Below are 20,743 nucleotides of genomic sequence, written 5' to 3' on the forward strand. Positions count from 1 at the left end.
ATTCGACAATAAAGCCTTGTGGGATTAGTTTTCCTGCTGACGGATCCGACGCATGGATCGCTGGATCCGGCTGTCTTCCCTCTGCATATCCAACAAGGTGTCCTCGATAAAGGCCAGGTGCTCATGACAAGCAGCCCTGGCCCGCTCCGGAGCCCCCGACAGGATAGCCTCGATCAGATGCGCACGATGGCGACGGATCTTGGCTACCACTCCCGGACGGCGATTCAAAATTTCGTTATTGCGTAAAATGTTCTGCTCAAGCATGGGGCCCATGGCCCGCAGCAGGTGCAGCAGCACCACGTTGTGGGACGCCTCGGCCACCGCCAGATAGAACTGGGTCACGGCGGCGGATTCGGTGACCAGCGAACCTTGCTGGCCAGCTTCCTCAATGGCGGACTGCGCCTGACGAATACGCTCGGCATCGGCTTCCGTCCCCCGCAACGCAGCATAGTAGGCACAGATGCCTTCCAGTGCGTGACGAAACTCCAGCAGGTCATACTGGGCCTCGGGGTGGGTGCTGAGCAGCTCGAACAGGGGATCTGCAATCCCCTTGCTCAAGGCATTTTGTACGTAAGTGCCACCGCCCTGACGGCGATACAAGAGTCCTCTGGCTTCCAGGCGCTGGATGGCTTCGCGCAGGGAGGGGCGCGACACCTGAAACTGGATGGCGAGTTCCCGCTCGGGCGGCAACTTCTGGCCCGGCTGCAAACTGCCTTCCAAAATCATGCTTTCCAGCTCGGCGACGATGGCGTCGGCCAGCTTGGGTTGAGTTATCTTGAGATAGGGCATGAGGCTACTTTGTTAAATTGGTATTACCAATTTCATGAATGGGGCGAAAATTAGCAGAGGACTTGGGAAAAGTCCACCCAAAAGATGATCTGAATCAAGGTTCAACCTTGCCACTGAAGGGGTAAATGGAGGGATTTATGATGTGGCGCATAGAAATTGGTCTGACCAATATTTTTGAGCTGGCTCACAGGTAACATTTGTTCAACAGCACAATAAAATGGCCTGCTATAAAGGCAAGCCATTGATTTTAAAAACACTAACTTATTTTTAGAATATTTACTTAAAGTTGAGCATTTTTCTATATCGATTCCATTCGAAACTTCCGCCCGGATCTGTCTTGCGCCCTGGCGCTATATCGCAATGACCGACAATTCGTTGCGCTGTAATGGCAGGATAATGGCCGGATATGGTTCGACTGAGCCCCACCAGCACCTCATATTGTGCATCGCTGTAGGGCAGCTCATCGGTCCCTTCCAGCTCAATGCCGATGGAAAAATCGTTACAGGCCTCCCTTCCCTCCCAGCTCGATATCCCGGCATGCCAGGCACGTGCGCCAAATGGCACGTATTGCACCAGCTCGCCGTCCCGCCGGATCAGGCAGTGGGCCGAGACCCGCAGCTGATGAATGCCAGCGAAGTAAGGGTGCGCCCCAGGGTCCAGCCGTCCCATGAAGAGATCGTCGATCCAGGGACCGCCGAACGCCCCTGGTGGCAGGCTGATGCCGTGTACCACCAGCAGGGAGATATCGTCCAAACTGGTCCGCTCGTTGTGGTGCGGTGACGGCACCTTGCGGGCCTGCTCACACCAACCGTCTGAATCAATGGAAAAAACTGTTTTAGGCTGGGTCATCATCTACTCAATCTGCAATGGAATGACACATGTGATGGCGCCGGATGGGCAACAAAGCGATCCGTCTCTCAGGCTCCTCGCAATCCTCTCAATCCACCAAGGCAACTGTGATAGGCTGAACCATCTTCTGTTCAACTCTGGAAAGGATATGCACCCGATAGCGCGCCGCTTCTGGTTGCTGGCCTGGCTCTCTCTGATGGGGCTGCTGACCCTCTACTTTCACGCCCGCTCGCAACCCACAGTCACCGCCAGCGGCGACCTGCTGCTCAAGGCCGATGCCAGCGGCCACTATCGACTGGAGGGTGCCATCAACGGCCAACCGGTGCAACTGCTGCTGGACACGGGGGCAACCCGGGTCACTGTGCCACGTCAGGTGGCCGAGCGCATCGGCCTGAGCCCCAATGGCAACAGCCTGGTCAACACGGCAGCAGGTACGATCCAGGTGCAGACCGGCCAGATTGAAACTCTGGTGATGGGTCCGCTGACCTTGTACGATTTGCCTATCTATATCAATCCGGCGGCCGACGGGGACGTGATCCTGGTGGGCATGAATGCCCTGGGCCGGCTGGAATTGCGTCAGAAAGACAGACAGTTGCTTCTCAGACCCTTGCAGGAATAACAGGCATGTTACAACAGGACATCCGCTGCGCCGTGCGCGCCGCACTTCTCGAAGACTTGGGTCAAGCCCTCACCACGCTGGACCAACCGGATGCCAGCGCCGATATCACGGCCCAGCTGATCCCGGCGGATCGCCTGGCCAGCGCCCGGGTCATCACCCGCGAAGCTGGCGTATTCTGTGGCCAACCTTGGGTGGATGAGGTGTTCGTCCAGCTCGGTGGCGAGGTAAAAGTGGAGTGGTTAGTACAGGATGGCGAACGGCTCACCCCCAATCAGGAGCTGTTCCGCCTGCATGGTCCGGCCCGTGTGCTGCTGACCGGCGAGCGCAACGCACTGAACTTCGTGCAGACCCTCTCGGGTGTCGCCACCCTCACCGCCCGCTACGTGGCCGAGCTGGCAGGCACCTACTGCCGCCTGCTCGATACTCGCAAGACTCTGCCGGGGCTGCGCACCGCCCAGAAATATGCCGTGACCTGCGGCGGCGGCAAGAACCACAGAATCGGCCTGTTCGATGCCTACCTTATCAAGGAGAACCATATCCTTGCCTGCGGCGGCATAAGCGAAGCCATCAGCGAAGCGCGCCGCCTCAATCCGGGCAAACCGGTCGAGGTGGAGGTTGAATCCCTGGCTGAGCTGGAACAGGCGCTGATGGCCAGCGCAGACATAGTGATGCTGGACAACTTCGATGTGCCCATGATGCGCGAAGCAGTGGCCCTCAATCGGGGCCGTGCCAAGCTGGAGGTCTCTGGCAACGTCACGCTGGATACACTCGCGGAGTTTGCCGCCACCGGCGTCGATTTTATCTCGGTAGGGGCGCTGACCAAGCATGTGCGAGCACTGGATCTCTCGATGCGCTTTATCTAGCCGGGGAAGTGTCACAGTCGCAGGATTGCACCGTGACATATAACAAGATGAAGGACTTGCAAAAGGCGCCATGGGCGCCTTTTCTTTATGCTGACTCCCTCAGCAAAGGAGTGATGATGGATCCTATCCCGCCAGTTAAAAAGAGTTCGCACAGAATTTTTGTCTATGATTTATATCAAATTTTTATTAAATGACAAAAAGGTTGTTAACAAGGGCCACACCTCTGTTGCCAAGCCGGACAGCTCGGATAAGATATTGACGGGTGGATAGTTTTCCACCACCACTGCCCAGGAACCAAGGACAAAAGGACATTTGACATGAAGAAGCAATCAGGCTTTACCCTTATCGAACTGATGATCGTGGTCGCGATCGTGGCCATTCTGGCCGCCATCGCGCTGCCGGCATATCAGAGTTACACAAAGAGAGCCAAATTTACTGAAGTTATATCCGCAGTTGGGCCAGGGAAGACTGCCGTGGAAGTATGCGTACAGGGCTACACTGGTGCAGCAGGGAGCATCGGTGCTGACTGTGCTGCCGCAGGAACAGCAGCGGTGTCTGCTGGTGCAACAACTAATTTGAGTGATGTAACAGTTACAAATGCTGCAGGTGTTATCACGATTTCTGGTATTGCTACGACAGCTCTTGATAGTTCAACTTATGACTTAGTGACTTCTGGTGCTGTGACACCAGGAGCACAAGTACTTTGGAATATTTCTGGTTCCTGTAGAACCGATGGTAAATGCTAACGCATGACCTCTAGCCCCAATAGCGGCCTGGCGTTAAGCCTGGCCGCCTCTTCCCTGATCAGTGAAGAGGACTCCCAGCGCTATCTGAGCCAAGCCAAGGCCCAGCGCAAACCCTTTGTGACCTTTCTGATAGAGAGCGAGATCCTCGACAGCAAGACGCTGGCGGATTTCTGTGAGCTGGAGTATGGGGTACCTCTGCTGGATCTTGCCGCCTTCGACCTGGCCGAGATACCGCAGAAATACCTCAATCAGAAGCTGATTGAGAAACACCATGTGCTGCCCATCTACACCCAGGGCCATACCCTCTATATCGCCATGTCGGATCCGACCAATGTATCGGCGCTGGAGGATTTTGGCTTCAGCTTCGGGCTGCATACCGAGGCGCTGCTGGTCGAGGAGAACAAGCTTACGGCCGCCATCGGCAAACTGCTGGAAAGCGAGCAGGAAGCCCTCGGTATGGAGGACATCGACGAATCCGAGATCTCCGAGCTGGAAGTCTCGGACGAAAACTCCCGGCTGGATGAGAGCGTCAATGCCGCTGACGACGATGCCCCCATCGTCAAATACATTAACAAAATCATGATGGATGCCATCAAGCGTGGCGCATCCGATCTGCACTTCGAACCCTATGAGACCAAATACCGCATCCGCTTCCGGATCGACGGCATCTTACACGAAATCGCGACGCCACCGGTTAATCTGGCCAACCGCTTCTCCGCCCGCCTCAAGGTCATGGCACGGCTCGACATTGCTGAGCGGCGGCTGCCGCAGGATGGCCGCATCAAGCTGAAGCTGTCCCGCAACAAGTCGATGGATATGCGGGTCAACACCCTGCCCACCATGTGGGGTGAGAAGATCGTCATCCGGCTGCTGGACTCCTCGGCGGCGCGGCTCAACATAGAGCAGCTCGGCTTTGACGAGCGGCAGAAAGCGCAATATCTACACGCCCTTTCCAAACCGCAGGGCATGATACTGGTCACAGGCCCCACCGGCTCGGGCAAAACTGTCTCCCTCTACACCGGTCTTAATATTCTCAACACCACAGAGGTGAACATCTCCACCGCCGAAGATCCGGTGGAGATCAACCTGCCCGGCGTCAATCAGGTGCAAGTCAACCCAAAGGCAGGGCTGACCTTCGCCAGCGCCCTGCGCTCGTTTCTTCGCCAGGATCCCGATGTGGTCATGGTGGGGGAGATCCGGGATCTGGAAACCGCCGAAATCGCCATCAAGGCCGCCCAGACAGGCCACCTGGTGCTCTCCACCCTGCACACCAACTCGGCCGCCGAGACACTAACCCGGATGATGAACATGGGGGTGCCCGCCTTCAACATTGCCTCCTCGGTGACCCTGATCATGGCCCAGCGACTCGCCCGCAAGCTGTGCGATCACTGCAAGACACCCGAAGCAGTACCAGAAGCCGAGCTGCTGGAGCTGGGATTCACCCAGCAGCAGCTGGCCGCCGGGCTGCGCCTGTTCAAACCCGTGGGCTGCAAGGATTGCTCGGGCGGTTACAAGGGGCGGGTCGGTATCTACGAAATCATGCTAATGTCTGAAAACATTGCAAAATTGATCATGCAAGGTGCCAACTCGCTGCAAATTGCAGCCATTGCCCAAAAAGAGGGGATGCGCACTCTGCGTGTATCCGGCCTTGAGAAAGCTCGTCTGGGAGTGACCAGCCTGGCAGAAATCAATCGGGTGACCACCAACTGACAGTGCATATCGATCAAGCTGATTCATCCAGGTATCGCCCAGCCGGCACTCCTGAGGATTTCCATCAAGCCAAGGCAACCCGCATAGCAAGGTGTTGAGCGGGATACCAGAGCCCAATTGCAGGACGCAGTGATGGCAACGCTAACGCAGAAACAGAATGCCCCCAAGAAAGTCTTCTCCTTCCGCTGGAGCGGAGTGAACCGCAAGGGTCAGAAGGTCTCCGGTGAGCTGCAGGCCGACAGTATCAACACGGTCAAAGCTGAGCTGCGCAAGCAGGGTGTCAACGTCACCAAGGTGAGCAAGAAGAGCCAGGGATTATTCTCCAAGGGTGGTGCCAAGATCAGGCCGATGGATATTGCCATCGTCTCCCGTCAAATCACTACCATGCTTTCCGCTGGCGTCCCCTTGGTACAGAGCCTGCAGATAATCGCCCGCAGCCACGAAAAAGCCGCGATGCGTGAACTCATGGGACAGATCGCCGCCGATGTGGAAACCGGCACCCCCATGTCCGAGGCGCTGCGCCGCCATCCTCGCCACTTTGATGCGCTCTATTGTGATCTGGTGGAGGCGGGGGAACAATCCGGTGCGCTGGAGACCATCTATGACCGGATCGCCACCTATCGGGAAAAGTCGGAGGCGCTCAAGTCCAAGATCAAGAAGGCGATGTTTTACCCGGCCATGGTCATACTGGTTGCCATCGTTGTCACCTCCATACTGCTGCTGTTCGTCATTCCGCAGTTTGAGGATATTTTCAAGAGCTTCGGTGCCGAATTGCCCATCTTCACCCAATTTGTCATCGGCATCTCCCGCTTCATGCAGCATTGGTGGCTTGTCATCTTTGGCGGCACTGCACTCGCCATTTTCCTCTATGTACGGGCATGGCGCGCCTCCCAGAAGGTCAAAGACAACACCGACAAGTTCATCCTCACCATACCTGTGGTCGGCATGATACTGCACAAGGCGGCCATGGCCCGTTTCGCCCGAACCCTCTCCACCACCTTCTCCGCCGGGATCCCGCTGGTGGATGCACTGATCTCGGCCGCAGGTGCCTCCGGCAACTATGTCTATCGCACCGCCGTCATGGCCATTCGCAACGAGGTGGTCGCCGGCATGCAGATCAACGTGGCCATGCGTACAGTGGATCTCTTCCCCGACATGGTGATCCAAATGGTGATGATCGGCGAGGAGTCCGGTGCCATCGATGATATGCTCTCCAAGGTTGCAACCATCTTTGAGCAGGAGGTGGACGATCTGGTCGACGGCCTCACCAGCCTGCTCGAGCCCCTCATCATGGTAGTGCTGGGGGTGCTGGTTGGCGGCATGGTTGTGGCCATGTACCTGCCCATCTTCAAGCTGGGTGACGTAGTAGGCTGATTCACGAGGGTATGCGCTGATAAAACGCATGCCCTTCCCCCCATTTCATGACAGACGGTTGGTTATGACACTTCTCCTCGAGCTGGCACACAGCTTGCCCTGGCTCTATTTCTCGCTGGTATTTCTCTTTTCCCTGATGATCGGCAGTTTTCTCAACGTGGTGATCCATCGCCTGCCTATCATGCTGGAACGGGAGTGGCAGGCCGAATATCACAGCTACTTCACCCCTGATGACGCGGGGGTCGACGAGCCGCCCTACAACCTGATGGTGCCACGCTCCTGCTGCCCCCACTGCAATCACCCCATCACGGCACTGGAAAACATCCCCTTGCTGAGCTGGCTCTGGCTAAAGGGTCGCTGCCGAGGCTGCCAGGCTCCCATATCGCCCCGCTATCCGCTGGTCGAGCTGCTGACCGCCCTGCTCTCGGTTGCCGTTGCCATGACGGTTCCCCCCGGCTGGGGCACGCTGGCAGCCCTGCTACTGACCTGGGTGCTGGTGGCCCTCACCTTTATCGATCTCGACAAGATGCTGCTGCCGGACCAGCTCACCTTGCCCCTGCTGTGGGGCGGGCTGCTGTTCAACATGCTGGGCGGTTTTGTATCGCTTGGCGATGCGGTGATCGGCGCCATGACCGGTTATCTGGTGCTATGGAGCCTCTATTGGGCCTTCAAGCTGCTCACTGGCAAGGAGGGCATGGGCTATGGTGACTTCAAGCTGCTGGCCGCGCTGGGCGCCTGGCTGGGCTGGCAAGCGCTGCCCATAGTCCTGCTGCTCTCCTCCCTGGTCGGTGCCTTCATGGGCATAGGCCTGATCCTGTTGCGCAACCACCATCAGAGCAAACCCATTCCCTTTGGCCCCTATCTCGCTATCGCGGGCTGGATTGCGCTGCTGTGGGGCGATAGCATCACCCGCTGGTATCTCACGACTTTCCTCTAAAAAGGTGATCTGCCCCATGTATGTAGTCGCAGTCACAGGTGGCATTGGTAGCGGTAAAACCACCATAGCCAACCAATTTGCCGCACTGGGCATAGACGTAGTGGATGCGGACGTCATCGCTCGCGACGTCGTGGAACCCGGCGCCCCGGCCCTTGCGGCCATCGCGGCCTACTTTGGTCCGGATGTCATCGCCCCCGATGGCCAGCTCGATCGACGGAGCCTGCGGGAGCGGGTGTTCAGCGACCCGAACGCCAAGGCCTGGCTCAATGCCCTGCTTCACCCCCTGATCCGTCAGGAGATGCTGCGCCAGTGCGCCGCAGCTCGCTCGCCCTACTGCCTGCTGGTGGTGCCCCTGCTGGTGGAGAACAAACTCACTGGCTTGGCCAACCGGGTACTGGTGATCGACGTGGATGAAGCAACCCAGATTGAGCGCACCTGCCGCCGGGATGGGGTATCGGCCGAGCAGGCCAAGGCGATCATCGCAGCCCAGGCAAGCCGGTCGGAGCGGCTCGCAGCGGCGGATGATGTCATCGATAACCACAATCGCAGCCAAATGGCGATTAAAACGCGGATTTTGGCGCTGCACGAAACATATCTCGCATTTGCCTCTCAACAACCCCGTCAAGTGTGAGTACACTAGGCCGGTTTATGGCTGGCCAGGATTAGGCATGATTTACGATTTTCCCCTCAATGAAAAAAGCCGGACCTATCTTCGTCTGGAGTCCCTGTTTTCCCAGATCCGCGACAATCTGGAGAGTGACCAGTCCTGGGCACACATCGCCTTCTTCAAGGGGCTGTTCGATCTGCAAGAGCTGCTGGAGCGTGGTGATCTGCGCGCCGATCTTATCAAGGATCTGGAACGTCTAGGCCAGCGTCTGAGCCACTGGGCCAGCCTGCCGGATGTCGACCTGGAACAGATCAAGCAGATGCAGCAGGAGAGCACCCAGCTCTCTCGCAACCTGCTCAGTGCCCCACGTCCGGGCGCCAGACTGAAAGAAGATCGGCAGCTCGGCGCCATCCGTCAGCGCTTTTCCATCCCTGGCGGTCTTTGCGCCTTCGATGTGCCGCAGCTGCACCACTGGCTCGGCACCCCGGCTGCCGCTCGCCATCAGCAAATGCAGCTGTGGCTCAGCGACATCAACCTGCTGATGAATGCCATTTCCCTGCTGCTGCGGCTGTGGCGCGAATCAGGCAACTTCAGCGATCAGATCGCCACCAACGGTTTCTTCCAGGATACCGCCGAGAGTGCTGAACTGATCCGGATCCGCCTGCCCGGCGCCCAGCAGTGCTATCCGACGCTGAGCGGCCACAAGAACCGTTTCGCCCTGCGCTTTCTGCCAACCGCAGAACAGCAGATTGGCGATGTCCCCTTCCAGCTCGCCTGCTGCTAAGGAGCAAGAATGGTCACCAAGATAAAATGCCCGACCTGTAAAACCGAGCTGGAGTGGGGTCCCCAGAGCCCGTTTCGCCCCTTCTGTTGCAAGCGCTGCCAGCTGATCGATCTGGGCGAGTGGGCCAACGAGGAGAAGCGTATCCCGGGCCCCATCAATCCGGACCTGCTGCCTTACCCGGAAGAGGGTGAGCAGTGGCAATGAGCCGCACACAAAAAGGGCCCGCAAGGCCTAATGCCAGTCAGTTAAGCCTGACTGGCATTGTTTTTATTGGTTTTTTTAACTCCATACTTCTGTGGCCTTGGCTTCACGCTGCGGGGATAACTTCGCTCCCTTCGGGCCGGCAACACAAACTGGCCCGCCTGTTTCTCCAGCTCCGCAACGCGTCCCGGGATATTCCCCGGCGATACATACGGCATGCAGCTCAGCTCATGGATGAGATAGACCGATGCCATGTGAAAACTCAACTGGCTCGCCGTGTATCCCTTCAGGCTCGCCGCCATCTTCACCATCTGGCTGCGCAGCAGGTTGTACGCCAGCAACACACCCCATAGCTCTTGCCGTATCCCCGTCGCCTTCTTGCTGCGCAGGGTCAGCCGGTGCTGTTGCAGGCTGTGCTTCATCTCCCGATAGCCCAGCTCGATTTCCCAACGATGACCATACAAGTCGACGATGTCGGCGCCAGGGAAACGCATCGGGTCGACCATCGAGGTCAGCACCTGCCGCTCTTTGCCGTTGATAGTGCGAGTCAGCAAGCGGGCTTCTAGCGTGTCCGGCAGTTGCGGCCACTTCTTCCTCCCCTGTGGACTGGTGTTGAGACGCACCAGGGCATCCTGACGCCCCAGCTTGCGCACCACCTCATATTGCGTGCCCTTTTTGAGTGGCAGCAACCAGTGCCGCTCGCTGCCAGTGGTCTGCCATGCATGGAGCAAACCGAGGGAGTAAAACCCCTTGTCGAACAGGGTCAGCGAGTGGTCCGGCGTGCGCGCGACAAGCTGCTCGGCCAACACCATCTCGTTGACGGCGCAACTCTCCATGACCGCCTGAACAAGCAGGTGACTGGTCAACTCCATCTGGCAGAGCATGCGCACCTGCGGATAAGCGGTCTCCCCATGCTGGGTACCGGGCTTGGCAAACGCGGCGGCATTGTCCGGGGTATCAGGCGTGCGCCACATCACGCCATCGACGGCGAGCAGTTGCAGCCCGGCCCAGCCGGGGTGATTGGCCTGCTGGTGCCAGCCTGCGGCGGTCTCGTGAAACAGCCGCTCAATGCTCTTGTGGCCAAGCTTCTGGCGAGCTTGCAGGAAGGCGCTGGGGGCGACAAAGGGGCGGTTACCGGGCAGCAGGATATCGAGCTGATTGACCAGCTGAGTCATGGGGACGTTGCGGAAGATGGCCATGCCGATGATGGCCCAGACCAGTCGCTCCATGGGCATACGGCGACGGCGCAGGGTAGCAACGCCCTCTTCGCCGAGCAGAGTGGTGATGAGCTCGTTGGGAATGAGGTCGGAGAGTGACTCAAACTGAGCGGCCTTGCTGGCGTGTAGGAAGTCGAGAGCTTGAGCGATACGCATAAAAAATCCGAAACCAATCAACAGGTTTCGGATTTTCACACATCAGAAGGATCGGTCAATGGATCCTTAACTGATCGGCATTACCCGCAAGGCCCTTTTTTAATCTCTGTCATATCCGCGCGACCCAGCTACACCGCATCAGACGGTCAAACAGGCCTGCAACCGCGCGACGATAGGACCGTTGGCATCCGGGAACCGGTATTCATGCAGCGATGCCAGCGGCACCCACAGACACGCCTGACCCTCCTTGCCGAACGGCTCACCGCTGAAACGGGTCACCTTCCAGATATCCAGCAACACCTGCTTCTCTGGGTAGTCGTGATGCAGCTCCATGAAGGGGGCACAATCCAGTACCCGGATGCCAATCTCTTCCCACAGCTCCCTGTCCAGTGCGGTGAGCAGGTCTTCCCCCGCCTCCACCTTGCCACCCGGGAACTCCCAGCGATCGCCCTGATGGCGGTCTGAAGAGCGCTTGGCGATGAAGATCTCGCCCCGTTCATTCTCGATGACGCCAACCGCCACCCAGAGCCGTTTTTTCTGTTCCATCATTGTCCTCAACGTAAACACGGCAACTTGGCCATCCAGGGGGCCAACCGGCGGGCCTGGCGTTCCCCTTGTGCCGTAAAGATATCCTGCCCCACATGCTCACCCCCATCGGGAGCAGGACGCGGCCAGGGGAGTGCCCCTGGCGGGGTGAAGCAGCGATCATGAACCAGACAGCTCTGGGCCAAATAGCCCCAAAGCGTGTCGCGCAGAAACCATTGATCGATGTTCGGCGTTTCCATCGCCTCGGGTTGATAGGCATTGAGCAAGGGGGCCAACGGCGGCAGAACGCCAGCGATCCCTCCCCACATGCCCGCCAACACCAGATCGGTGTGACTCCACCAATCCCGCATGATATGAAACCAGCGCCCCGATACAAGCCAGTCATCGACGGCGACACGCTCTCGCACGCTCAGCACTGAATCTACATCCCGCACCAGGAAGCGTCCCACCTGCGGGTCATTGACCACCAGGAAGCGCCAGCACAGACGCTGACGCTGGGATTGACCGGGCGCTTGCACCAGCACCTCGGCCCCCAGTTCCTGCAGACAAGTCACCATTGCCGACGGCACACTCTCATCCACATAGAAGCGCACACGCCACTCAGGGTAGAGATAGGTGGCCGCCAGTACGTTGTCGATAGCCCCTCGAAGATAGCGAGGAGCCTTGCCCCACAGAGAGAAGGCGATGACATCCTGCTTGCTTTCACGGCTCGCCAGCCAGGTTGACGGATCATCGTCGGGTAACGACCAGTCGTCGGGCTGATATCGGGCCACACGATCTTTCAGGGTCAGCGCGCTGGTGCCTGCCACTGCCGCCTCAGCATGACGCCCCAGCTTGGCCAGCGAGGCGCAGAGCGCGTCCAGCGCATGGAAATCCGCCGGCGCTCGTACCAGCAGGATCTGCAGCCTCTCGACCGCACGTTCGTATTGTCCCGAGCGCGACAAACTGATGCCGAGATTGCGCAGCACCTCGTCATTCTCGGGTGCCATCTGGTGAGTCATCTCCAGCACTTGCGCGGCAGAGGCCGGGTCATCACACAGGAAGAGGTAATAGGCAAACTGCAGCTGCCATGCCACAGGTTTGACTGCGGCACCGTTCAGTCGCACCAGCAACTGCTGGATCGCCGCCTGTCGCTGGCCTCCGAGCCAGCGCTCATGGGCACCGGCATCCCATCCTGTCGGCATCTTGCTCATCCAGTCCCTCTCCTTTGCCGCCCTTAAATGAATGCACCGCCCGGAGGCGGTGCATTGAAGCGTCACTGACAGATCAGGTCAACTGACCATGGCAGTGCTTGTATTTCTTGCCGGAGCCGCAGGGGCAGGGATCGTTGCGACCGACCTTCTGCTCGTCCCGCACGAAGGTGGTGTGACCCTCTTTGGCATCGGCCTCTTCATCGGCCAGCTGGCTCTCTGCGGCAGCATGGGTGTAAGTGTGGGGAGCGGCTTCCGCCTGTTGGCGTTGCTGTTCTTCCAGCGCCTCCACATCACGTCCCTGCACCTGTACCCGGCTCAGTATGCTGACCACGTCGCGCTTGAGGGTTTCCAGCATCTGGGTGAACAGATCGAAGGATTCGCGCTTGTACTCCTGCTTGGGGTTCTTCTGGGCGTAACCGCGCAGATGAATACCCTGACGCAGGTGATCCATGGCCGCCAGATGCTCCTTCCACAGGCCATCCAGGGTTTGCAGCATCACGGCTTTCTCGAAGTTGCGCAGCACATCGATACCAACCATCTCCTGCTTGTGGGCATAAAGCTTGTTGGCTTCGTCCAGAATGCGCTCGCGCAGCTTCTCTTCATACAACTTGTCATCTTCCGCCAGCCACTGCTGCAGCGGCAGATCCAGCGCGAAGTCGGCCTTCAGACGCGCTTCCAGACCCGGTACATCCCACATCTCTTCCAGCGACTGGGACGGAATGTACTCGTCGATCACGGCGCCGTAGACGTCGTCACGGATGACGTGAATGGTCTCGGAGATGTCGTTGGTGTCCAGCAGCTCGTTGCGCTGCTCATAGACCACCTTGCGCTGGTCATTGGCCACGTCATCAAACTCGAGCAGGCTCTTGCGGATGTCGAAGTTGCGACCTTCCACCTTGCGCTGGGCGTTTTCGATGGCCTTGGTCACCCAGGGATGCTCGATGGCTTCGCCCTCTTCCATGCCCAGCTTCTTCATCATGCCGGTGACACGATCGGAGGCGAAGATCCGCATCAGGGTATCTTCCATGGAGAGATAGAAGCGTGAGGAACCCGGGTCACCCTGACGACCGGAACGACCGCGCAGCTGGTTGTCGATGCGACGGGATTCGTGGCGCTCGGTACCTATGATGTGCAAACCACCGGCAGCCAGCACGGCATCGTGGCGGATCTGCCAGGCAGCCTTGATGTCGCTGATCTGCTCGTCGCTTGGATTCTCCAGCTGGGCAATCTCTGCCTGCCAGTTGCCACCCAACACGATATCGGTACCACGACCGGCCATGTTGGTGGCGATGGTGACAGCACCGAGTTGACCCGCCTGAGCAACTATCTCCGCTTCCATGGCGTGGAACTTGGCGTTCAGCACCTTGTGCGGGATCTCCTCCTTGGTCAGGATACCGGAGAGCAGCTCGGAGTTTTCGATGGAGACAGTACCCACCAGCACCGGCTGACCACGGGAGACGCAACCGCGAATATCTTCGACGATGGCAGCGTATTTCTCCTGAGCGGTCAGATAGACCAGATCGCCCATGTCTTTGCGCACCATCGGCTTGTTGGTCGGGATAACGACGGTATCCAGACCATAGATCTGCTGGAATTCAAAGGCTTCGGTATCCGCAGTACCCGTCATCCCCGCCAGCTTGTCATAGAGACGGAAGTAGTTCTGGAAGGTGATGGAGGCCAGCGTCTGGTTCTCGTTCTGGATCTTGACCCCTTCCTTCGCCTCGACGGCCTGATGCAGGCCATCGGACCAGCGACGGCCCGGCATGGTGCGACCCGTGTGTTCATCGACGATGACGATCTCGCCTTTTTGCACTATGTAGTCGACGTTGCGCTCAAACAGGGTGTGAGCACGCAGACCGGCATTGACATGGTGCAGCAGGCTGATGTTGGTGGCGGAGAACAGGGAGTCCTCTTCTGCCAGCAAACCCTCTCGCTTGAGCAGCTCTTCCACGAAGATCTGGCCATTTTCGGTCAACAGGGCCTGACGGTTCTTCTCGTCCACCGTGTAGTGACCTTCACCCGTGTACTCCTCGGTGTCTTCCTTGTCCTGCTTGATCAGCTCAGGGATCAGCTTGTTAACCTGGATATAGAGGGCTGAGCTGTCTTCGGCCGGGCCAGAGATGATGAGCGGGGTACGAGCTTCATCGATGAGCACTGAATCCACCTCATCCACCAGCGCGTAGTTGAGCGGACGCTGCACGCGCTGCTCCGGCGAAAACGCCATGTTGTCGCGCAGGTAATCGAAACCGAATTCGTTGTTGGTACCATAGGTGATGTCGGCGGCGTAGGCGTCACGCTTCTGGGACGCATCCATGCCTGGCACGTTGCAATCGACCGTCATGCCGAGGAAGGTGAACAGGGGGCGGTTCGCCTCGGCATCGCGCCTGGCCAGGTAGTCGTTGACCGTCACCACGTGCACACCGCGACCGCTCAGGGCGTTCAGATACGCCGGCAATGTCGCCGTCAGCGTCTTGCCTTCACCGGTTTTCATCTCGGCGATGCGGTTGGAGTCAAGCACCATGCCACCGATCAGCTGCACGTCGAAGTGACGCATGCCAAACACCCGGCGGGAGGCTTCACGCACGGTGGCGAACGCTTCCGGCAGCAGCTGCTCCAGCGTCTCACCCTGCTCCAGACGCTGACGATATTCAGCTGTCTTGGCCTGCAACTCGCTATCGGACAGGGCCTCGTACTGAGGCTCCATCGCATTGATCTGTTTTACAATTTTGCGCAAAGCCTTGAGCGTTCTGTCGTTCCGGCTGCCGATAATCTTGGTGAGCAGTGTGCTAATCATGGGTACCAACTATTTCTGGTTATATACATGTTCCGTCACTGGAACCTGGAGAAAAAAAACCTAACCCCGTCTGGCATTAAGAAAGCGTGCGGGGTTGACCTGACGACCGTCTTTCAACACTTCGTAATGCAAATGGACCCCGGTCGCGCGACCGGTGCGTCCCATCAAGGCAATCTTCTGGCCCTGATCGACCAGGGTGCCCACTTCGACCAGCAACTTGGAGTTGTGGGCATAGCGGGTCACCAGACCATTGCCATGGTTGATCTCCACCATGTTGCCAAATTCCGGATGGCGGCCTGCCCAGCTGACGACGCCCTGGCCTGTGGCCAGGATAGGAGTACCGGGCTTGCCACGGAAATCCACCCCTTTATGCATCTTGGCGCGACCGTTGAACGGATCGACCCGACCACCGAAGCCAGAGGAGACCCAAATCCGCTCCTGCTTGACCGGCGATCCGGAAATAAAACCGGCATCGGTTATATGGTGATTCATGATGAAAGATTCAAGTACCGACAGCTGCTCTTCACGACTGCCGAGCTGCTGGCTGAGATGCTTCATGGAATCCTGCAACTCATTGAGGTTGACTTCCAGATCCGCATCATAGGAAGGGCCGCCCATGGGGGGCAGCTCCTTGAAATTGAACTCCTCGGGATCGAGGTCTGCCTGCTCGGTCAGCCGCTCGCCGAGCGCATTGAGACGACCCAGCTGCCCCTGCATGGTGCCCACCTGGGCGGCCAGCATGGCAAGCTGTTCGCGGGCTTCATCGGCCCCTTGCGTGTTTTTTTGCTGTTCGGCCATGGCCAGCGCGACTGTCAGCGCCTCCATTTTCTGGTGCCAGCTCTGCCAGAGCCAACCACCGCTCAGGGCCAATACAGTGAAGAGGATACCGCCGACCCAGGCCAGACGTTGTTTGGGTAAGTGCAACTTGCGTCGCTGCTTGCCGTTGAGGATCAGGGTAATGCTCATAGAAATCTGTCTGCTCGGTCAGGTGAGGCCAGGAGCCAGCACGGGGAATAAAACCGGGAGATAATCGGTATTAAAGGATGGAGTCAATAAATGACGGAACGTCGGTGCGGAGAGAGGACCGACGTTCCGTTGCACAGCTATCAGGCCAGAACCAGACCGTTATCGTAGTAAGCGATGGGCGCTTTATCGCCCTCACCCTCGAAGGTCACCAGTTCCCAGGCCTCCTGCTTGGCCAGCAAGGCACGCAGCAGCATGTTGTTCAGGGCATGACCCGTCTTGTAGGCACGGAATTCGCCAATGATGCTGCGGTTACACATGTACAGGTCACCGATCGCATCCAACATCTTGTGTTTGACGAATTCGTCTTCATAGCGCAGACCATCTTCGTTCAGTACCCGATAGTCATCCAGCACCACGGCGTTTTCCAGGCTTCCGCCCAGCGCCAGGTTCTGGGAACGCAGGTACTCGATGTCACGCATGAAACCGAAAGTACGGGCACGACTGATCTCTTTCACGAAAGAAGCACCGGAGAAATCCAGCACGCAACGCTGGTTGCGTCCTTCAAATACCGGATGCTGGAAATCGATCTCGAGATCCATCTTGAAGCCATTGCGATAAGGGTGGAATTCCGCCCACTTGTCGCCGTCTTCAACCCGGATGCTCTGCTTGATCCGCACAAACTGCTTGGCCGCATTTTGCTCACGGATACCGACTTCTTGCAGCAGGTAGATAAAGGGGTGCGCACTGCCGTCCATCACCGGGATCTCGGGTGCGTCAACCTCGACATAGAGGTTGTCGATCCCCATTCCGGCCAGCGCGGCAGAGAGGTGCTCAATGGTAGAGACACGGACACCGGCTTCGTTGACCAACGCGGTACAAAGCACGGTATCGCGCACCTGATCGGCATTGGCTGGCAGCGCCACCACAGGATCAAGATCGGTACGCAAGTAAACGATCCCTGTGTTAACAGGCGCCGGACGGAACGTCATTGTGACTTTCCGGCCCGAATGCAGGCCCACACCAGTGGCCTGGACACTCGTTTTCAAGGTTCTTTGTCTAATCATGGGCGTATCCGCTTAACAGCTCATATTCCGGACCAGATGGTCGTGGCAGGCCATCTTAGCACATTCCTTAAACAACAAACAAACTAGTGCCATTAGGGGCTTAGTCAGCTTGCTTGCGCAGGAACGCAGGAATATCGAGATAATCCGGTTCGCGACGAGCTTGCGGCTCGGCGTTGACCACCTTGGCCGGGGCCTCTTCCATCACGCGAGACTGCAGGGCTTCGCTGATCAGGGGCTGACGGGCCGGACGCTCTTGTACCATGTTGTTCTTCACCAGCGTGATGTCGGGCTTGCGCTCGGCACCGATACCGGTGGCAACCACGGTCACACGCAGTTCGTCGTGCATTTCCGGATCGATAACGGTACCCACCACCACGGTGGCGTTCTCGGATGCGAAGGCCTTGACCGCGTTACCCACGGTTTCGAACTCTTCGATGGTCATGTCCATCCCTGCGGTGATGTTGACCAGGATGCCACGGGCACCGGCCAGATCCACGTCTTCCAGCAGCGGGCTGGAGATGGCTTTCTCAGCCGCTTCTTCGGCACGGTCATCGCCGGTGGCGGAACCGGTACCCATCATGGCGGTACCCATTTCACGCATCACGGTACGCACGTCCGCGAAGTCGACGTTGATCAAGCCCGGACGGGTAATCAGCTCGGCAATGCCCTGTACCGCGCCCAGCAGTACATCGTTGGCAGCCTTGAAGGCGTCCAGCAGGGAAATACCGCGACCCAGCACCTTCAGCAACTTGTCGTTGGGGATGGTGATCAGGGAGTCGACGTTCTTGGAGAGCTCTTCGATGCCGTGGGCGGCGAAGCCCATCCGCTTCTTCCCTTCAAAGGAGAACGGCTTGGTTACGACAGCAACTGTCAGTATGCCCATCTCACGGGCTACTTCGGCCACGATCGGCGCAGCGCCTGTACCTGTACCACCACCCATACCGGCGGCGATGAACACCATGTCAGCACCGGTCAGCAGCTCACGCAGCGCTTCCCTGTCTTCCATGGCCGCATCACGACCCACTTCCGGATTGGCTCCGGCGCCCAGACCCTTGGTGATGCCACCGCCGATCTGCAGAGTGGTGTTGGCACTGGAGTTACGCAGAGCCTGGGCGTCGGTGTTGACGGTAATGAACTCGACACCTTCGATGTTTTGACGAACCATGTGCTCGACCGCGTTACCGCCGCCGCCACCTACACCGATCACTTTAATGACGGCTTCGTCAGTGTGGCTATCCATAAATTCAAACATGTTGTCTCTCCGCTTTATTTGCCTGACTCAGCAAAATTCTTAAAACTCGCCACGCAACCAGTTGCTGACCCGTTTGACCAGCCCACCGACGCTTGCTTTGGCGGCATATTCCTTGCTACTGCCTGAAGATTGATGGGTGCGGCCGTACTGCAATAGCCCGACCGCGGTCGAGTACACAGGCGCCTGCACATAATCACTCAATCCCCGTATATTCATGGGCTCCCCTACCCGGACCTGGCTCTGGAAGATCTGCTCTGCACACTCCACAATGCCTTCGATCTGGGCAGCGCCGCCGGTCAAAACCACACCGGCGGCCAACTGATGCTTGACCCCCTGCGCTTTCAATTCGCTTTGTACCCGCACCAGCTCATCATTCACCATGGAGAGCAACTCGGTGTAACGGGGCTCAATCACTTCGGCCAGTGTCTGCCGTTGCAGGCTACGCGCCGGACGACCGCCGACACTGGGTACTTCAATATTGTCTTCCTTGCTGACCAGACGGCCGAGGGCGCAGCCGTAGCGCACCTTGATCGCTTCTGCGTCCAGCGGCGGCGTGCCGAAGGCGTAGGCGATGTCGCTGGTCACAGTGCTGCCAGCGTAGGGGATCACCTTGGTATGGCGCAGGGCACCGCCGGTAAACAGCGACATGTCCATGGTACCGCCACCTATGTCCACCACGCAGACACCCAGCTCTTTCTCGTCTTCGGTCAGCACGGCATAGCTGGAAGCCAGCGCGGAGAAAATCAGCTGATCCACCCGCAGACCGACCTTCTCCACACATTTCTCGATGTTGCGGGCCATGTCGTTGTGGCAGGTGATCAGGTGCACCTTGGCTGCCATACGGACCCCGGACAGACCGACCGGGTTCTTGATGCCTTCCTGATAGTCGATGGCAAACTCCTGGGGCAGCACATGCAGCACCCGCAGCTCATCGGACAAACGCACCGATTTGGCGGTGTGGATGACGTTATCCACGTCCTCCTGGGTCACCTCCTCATCGGAGATGGGCACCATACCGGTTTCGTTGCGGCAATCGATGTGCTTGCCGGACAGCCCCAGATACACGGAGCTGATCTGGCAGTCGGCCATCATCTCGGCCTCTTCCACCGCACGACGCAGGGACTTGACCACGGAATCAAGATCGTTGACCCCGCCCTTATCCATGCCACGAGAGGCGTGACTGCCCATGCCGATGACATTGAGCTCACCGTCTGGCAGCACTTCGCCAACCAGAACCGCCACCTTGGTTGTGCCGATATCCAGTCCGACAATCAGATTTCTATCTGCGGTTTTGGTCATTCACTTTCTCTTCGTTCTTCTTCCAGCCAACTGCCATTCCGGTGTCGTATCGAAGATCCACATAAGCAACCTGCTCACGGGGTTCGATGATCGGAAAAGCATCGATAAACCGCTGCAATCGAAGCGCTATATCCGAGCGCCCCAAAAACAACTGAATGTTGCCATCCAGGGTCAGTTCCCAGGCATGGCGGGGGGTCAGATTCACTCCCAGCAGCTTGTATCCCTTGGCTGCCAGCTGCGCCTCGTACTGACGGCTGGCTTCCAGTACCTTAACGGCCTGATCTTCCGGCCCGGATAGCTGCATCAGGGGGGTCTTCACCCTGTCCGGCGCACTGAACACCTCACCCTTGGTGTTGACGAAGCGGTTGCCATTCCAGCGTGCCGCTACCGCCTGCTCGGTGAGATAGACCTTGATCTTGTTTGGCCACTTCTTGCGTACAGAGACCTGGGCCACCCAAGGCAAGGCATTCAATCGCGCCTGTAATTCGTTTACATCCAACTCGAAGAAGTTACGCAGCTCGGCACCATCCAGCACGGCGTTACGCAACTCGTCGGTCTGCAAATACTGGTGCTGCCCCTGCAGCAACAACTCGCTCATGGGCAACCGATTGGCATCCGTCAGCCAACCTTTAACATCCAGCGCTGTCTGGTAGAAGCCCCACATGACCAGGATGAAAAATGCCACCCCTGCGATGAAGCCACCCTTGGTGCGCCCTTGTGCCCTTGCCTCCACCCGATCTTTCCCCGTTTAACGCGCCATGCCGGCCCTTTACAGAC

The 20,743-nt window shown here is 58.2% G+C and carries 20 protein-coding genes; 9 read left to right on the forward strand and 11 right to left on the reverse strand.

The annotated features are described in order from the left end of the window. Positions 1-24 precede the first annotated feature (24 nt). A complete protein-coding gene (gene pdhR, locus GWQ22_RS01060) occupies positions 25-789 on the reverse strand; it encodes a pyruvate dehydrogenase complex transcriptional repressor PdhR (protein ID WP_042039018.1) in 765 nt (254 codons plus the stop codon). A 276-nt stretch (positions 790-1,065) separates the two neighbouring features. After that, complete coding sequence (gene ampD / locus GWQ22_RS01065; RefSeq protein WP_275929234.1) at positions 1,066-1,638, reverse strand: 1,6-anhydro-N-acetylmuramyl-L-alanine amidase AmpD; 573 nt, start codon at positions 1,636-1,638, stop codon at positions 1,066-1,068. A gap of 148 nt (positions 1,639-1,786) precedes the next feature. Here ampD and GWQ22_RS01070 point away from each other — a divergent pair, with 148 nt between their 5' ends. The 9 genes from GWQ22_RS01070 (at position 1,787) to yacG (ending at position 9,482) form a co-directional block, all read left to right on the forward strand. After that, positions 1,787-2,257 (forward strand): retropepsin-like aspartic protease, encoded by a 471-nt coding sequence (locus GWQ22_RS01070; protein ID WP_181364745.1) that lies wholly within the window; start codon positions 1,787-1,789, stop codon positions 2,255-2,257. 5 nt (positions 2,258-2,262) lie between these two features. Continuing rightward, positions 2,263-3,120, forward strand: coding sequence for a carboxylating nicotinate-nucleotide diphosphorylase (nadC, locus tag GWQ22_RS01075; RefSeq protein WP_042039021.1), 858 nt, complete (start codon positions 2,263-2,265; stop codon positions 3,118-3,120). 317 nt (positions 3,121-3,437) lie between these two features. After that, positions 3,438-3,866 (forward strand): prepilin-type N-terminal cleavage/methylation domain-containing protein, encoded by a 429-nt coding sequence (locus tag GWQ22_RS01080; protein WP_108536832.1) that lies wholly within the window; start codon positions 3,438-3,440, stop codon positions 3,864-3,866. 3 nt (positions 3,867-3,869) lie between these two features. Beyond that, positions 3,870-5,576 (forward strand): PilB family type IVa pilus assembly ATPase TapB, encoded by a 1,707-nt coding sequence (gene tapB / locus GWQ22_RS01085; protein ID WP_275929235.1) that lies wholly within the window; start codon positions 3,870-3,872, stop codon positions 5,574-5,576. 132 nt (positions 5,577-5,708) lie between these two features. After that, positions 5,709-6,950: a type II secretion system F family protein gene (locus tag GWQ22_RS01090; protein WP_275929236.1), complete on the forward strand. Its 1,242-nt coding sequence runs from the start codon at positions 5,709-5,711 to the stop codon at positions 6,948-6,950. Between the two features lie 64 nt (positions 6,951-7,014). After that, positions 7,015-7,887 (forward strand): type IVa prepilin peptidase/methyltransferase TapD, encoded by an 873-nt coding sequence (gene tapD, locus GWQ22_RS01095; RefSeq protein ID WP_212513300.1) that lies wholly within the window; start codon positions 7,015-7,017, stop codon positions 7,885-7,887. A gap of 16 nt (positions 7,888-7,903) precedes the next feature. Continuing rightward, entirely contained in the window at positions 7,904-8,518 is a 615-nt protein-coding gene (coaE, locus tag GWQ22_RS01100; protein WP_275929237.1) for a dephospho-CoA kinase, read from the forward strand. A gap of 37 nt (positions 8,519-8,555) precedes the next feature. Next, on the forward strand, positions 8,556-9,278 hold the full coding sequence (gene zapD, locus GWQ22_RS01105; RefSeq protein ID WP_181364744.1) for a cell division protein ZapD: 723 nt from the start codon (positions 8,556-8,558) through the stop codon (positions 9,276-9,278). 9 nt (positions 9,279-9,287) lie between these two features. Continuing rightward, positions 9,288-9,482, forward strand: a complete 195-nt coding sequence (gene yacG, locus GWQ22_RS01110) for a DNA gyrase inhibitor YacG (RefSeq protein WP_042039030.1) — start codon at positions 9,288-9,290, stop codon at positions 9,480-9,482. Positions 9,483-9,523: 41 nt separating this feature from the next. On the opposite strand, the gene GWQ22_RS01115 is transcribed toward yacG, so the two are convergent. The 9 genes from GWQ22_RS01115 to GWQ22_RS01155 all read right to left on the reverse strand — a co-directional run bounded on the left by GWQ22_RS01115 (position 9,524) and on the right by GWQ22_RS01155 (position 20,699). Beyond that, positions 9,524-10,852, reverse strand: coding sequence for an IS4 family transposase (locus GWQ22_RS01115; RefSeq protein WP_275929238.1), 1,329 nt, complete (start codon positions 10,850-10,852; stop codon positions 9,524-9,526). Between the two features lie 138 nt (positions 10,853-10,990). Then, positions 10,991-11,398, reverse strand: coding sequence for an 8-oxo-dGTP diphosphatase MutT (mutT, locus tag GWQ22_RS01120; protein ID WP_212513328.1), 408 nt, complete (start codon positions 11,396-11,398; stop codon positions 10,991-10,993). An 8-nt stretch (positions 11,399-11,406) separates the two neighbouring features. Continuing rightward, the gene (locus GWQ22_RS01125; protein ID WP_275929239.1) at positions 11,407-12,591 is read right to left on the reverse strand and encodes a tetratricopeptide repeat protein; all 1,185 of its coding nucleotides are present in this window, start codon (positions 12,589-12,591) and stop codon (positions 11,407-11,409) included. A 73-nt stretch (positions 12,592-12,664) separates the two neighbouring features. Then, positions 12,665-15,385 (reverse strand): preprotein translocase subunit SecA, encoded by a 2,721-nt coding sequence (gene secA / locus GWQ22_RS01130; protein WP_275929240.1) that lies wholly within the window; start codon positions 15,383-15,385, stop codon positions 12,665-12,667. 60 nt (positions 15,386-15,445) lie between these two features. After that, on the reverse strand, positions 15,446-16,351 hold the full coding sequence (locus GWQ22_RS01135) for a peptidoglycan DD-metalloendopeptidase family protein (RefSeq protein WP_275929241.1): 906 nt from the start codon (positions 16,349-16,351) through the stop codon (positions 15,446-15,448). Between the two features lie 140 nt (positions 16,352-16,491). Beyond that, positions 16,492-17,415 carry a UDP-3-O-acyl-N-acetylglucosamine deacetylase gene (gene lpxC / locus GWQ22_RS01140; RefSeq protein WP_042039037.1) on the reverse strand — a complete coding sequence of 308 codons (924 nt, stop codon included), beginning with the start codon at positions 17,413-17,415 and terminating at the stop codon, positions 16,492-16,494. A gap of 100 nt (positions 17,416-17,515) precedes the next feature. Beyond that, entirely contained in the window at positions 17,516-18,667 is a 1,152-nt protein-coding gene (gene ftsZ, locus GWQ22_RS01145; RefSeq protein WP_042039038.1) for a cell division protein FtsZ, read from the reverse strand. Between the two features lie 39 nt (positions 18,668-18,706). Continuing rightward, positions 18,707-19,966, reverse strand: a complete 1,260-nt coding sequence (gene ftsA / locus GWQ22_RS01150) for a cell division protein FtsA (RefSeq protein ID WP_005314183.1) — start codon at positions 19,964-19,966, stop codon at positions 18,707-18,709. Then, the gene (locus GWQ22_RS01155; RefSeq protein ID WP_042039042.1) at positions 19,947-20,699 is read right to left on the reverse strand and encodes a cell division protein FtsQ/DivIB; all 753 of its coding nucleotides are present in this window, start codon (positions 20,697-20,699) and stop codon (positions 19,947-19,949) included. Before GWQ22_RS01155 ends, ftsA begins: the two co-directional genes overlap by 20 nt. Positions 20,700-20,743: the final 44 nt, after the last annotated feature.

The sequence above is a fragment of the Aeromonas sp. 1HA1 genome (genome assembly GCF_029237385.1).
GTDB classification, from domain to species: domain Bacteria; phylum Pseudomonadota; class Gammaproteobacteria; order Enterobacterales; family Aeromonadaceae; genus Aeromonas; species Aeromonas popoffii.

What these genes read in the sequence shown, in the direction of transcription:
- pdhR (WP_042039018.1), bottom strand. Translation starts at nt 789, where the DNA reads ATGCCCTATCTCAAGATAACTCAACCCAAGCTGGCCGACGCCATCGTC.
- ampD (WP_275929234.1), bottom strand. Translation starts at nt 1,638, where the DNA reads ATGACCCAGCCTAAAACAGTTTTTTCCATTGATTCAGACGGTTGGTGT.
- GWQ22_RS01070 (WP_181364745.1), top strand. Translation starts at nt 1,787, where the DNA reads ATGCACCCGATAGCGCGCCGCTTCTGGTTGCTGGCCTGGCTCTCTCTG.
- nadC (WP_042039021.1), top strand. Translation starts at nt 2,263, where the DNA reads ATGTTACAACAGGACATCCGCTGCGCCGTGCGCGCCGCACTTCTCGAA.
- GWQ22_RS01080 (WP_108536832.1), top strand. Translation starts at nt 3,438, where the DNA reads ATGAAGAAGCAATCAGGCTTTACCCTTATCGAACTGATGATCGTGGTC.
- tapB (WP_275929235.1), top strand. Translation starts at nt 3,870, where the DNA reads ATGACCTCTAGCCCCAATAGCGGCCTGGCGTTAAGCCTGGCCGCCTCT.
- GWQ22_RS01090 (WP_275929236.1), top strand. Translation starts at nt 5,709, where the DNA reads ATGGCAACGCTAACGCAGAAACAGAATGCCCCCAAGAAAGTCTTCTCC.
- tapD (WP_212513300.1), top strand. Translation starts at nt 7,015, where the DNA reads ATGACACTTCTCCTCGAGCTGGCACACAGCTTGCCCTGGCTCTATTTC.
- coaE (WP_275929237.1), top strand. Translation starts at nt 7,904, where the DNA reads ATGTATGTAGTCGCAGTCACAGGTGGCATTGGTAGCGGTAAAACCACC.
- zapD (WP_181364744.1), top strand. Translation starts at nt 8,556, where the DNA reads ATGATTTACGATTTTCCCCTCAATGAAAAAAGCCGGACCTATCTTCGT.
- yacG (WP_042039030.1), top strand. Translation starts at nt 9,288, where the DNA reads ATGGTCACCAAGATAAAATGCCCGACCTGTAAAACCGAGCTGGAGTGG.
- GWQ22_RS01115 (WP_275929238.1), bottom strand. Translation starts at nt 10,852, where the DNA reads ATGCGTATCGCTCAAGCTCTCGACTTCCTACACGCCAGCAAGGCCGCT.
- mutT (WP_212513328.1), bottom strand. Translation starts at nt 11,398, where the DNA reads ATGGAACAGAAAAAACGGCTCTGGGTGGCGGTTGGCGTCATCGAGAAT.
- GWQ22_RS01125 (WP_275929239.1), bottom strand. Translation starts at nt 12,591, where the DNA reads ATGAGCAAGATGCCGACAGGATGGGATGCCGGTGCCCATGAGCGCTGG.
- secA (WP_275929240.1), bottom strand. Translation starts at nt 15,385, where the DNA reads ATGATTAGCACACTGCTCACCAAGATTATCGGCAGCCGGAACGACAGA.
- GWQ22_RS01135 (WP_275929241.1), bottom strand. Translation starts at nt 16,351, where the DNA reads ATGAGCATTACCCTGATCCTCAACGGCAAGCAGCGACGCAAGTTGCAC.
- lpxC (WP_042039037.1), bottom strand. Translation starts at nt 17,415, where the DNA reads ATGATTAGACAAAGAACCTTGAAAACGAGTGTCCAGGCCACTGGTGTG.
- ftsZ (WP_042039038.1), bottom strand. Translation starts at nt 18,667, where the DNA reads ATGTTTGAATTTATGGATAGCCACACTGACGAAGCCGTCATTAAAGTG.
- ftsA (WP_005314183.1), bottom strand. Translation starts at nt 19,966, where the DNA reads ATGACCAAAACCGCAGATAGAAATCTGATTGTCGGACTGGATATCGGC.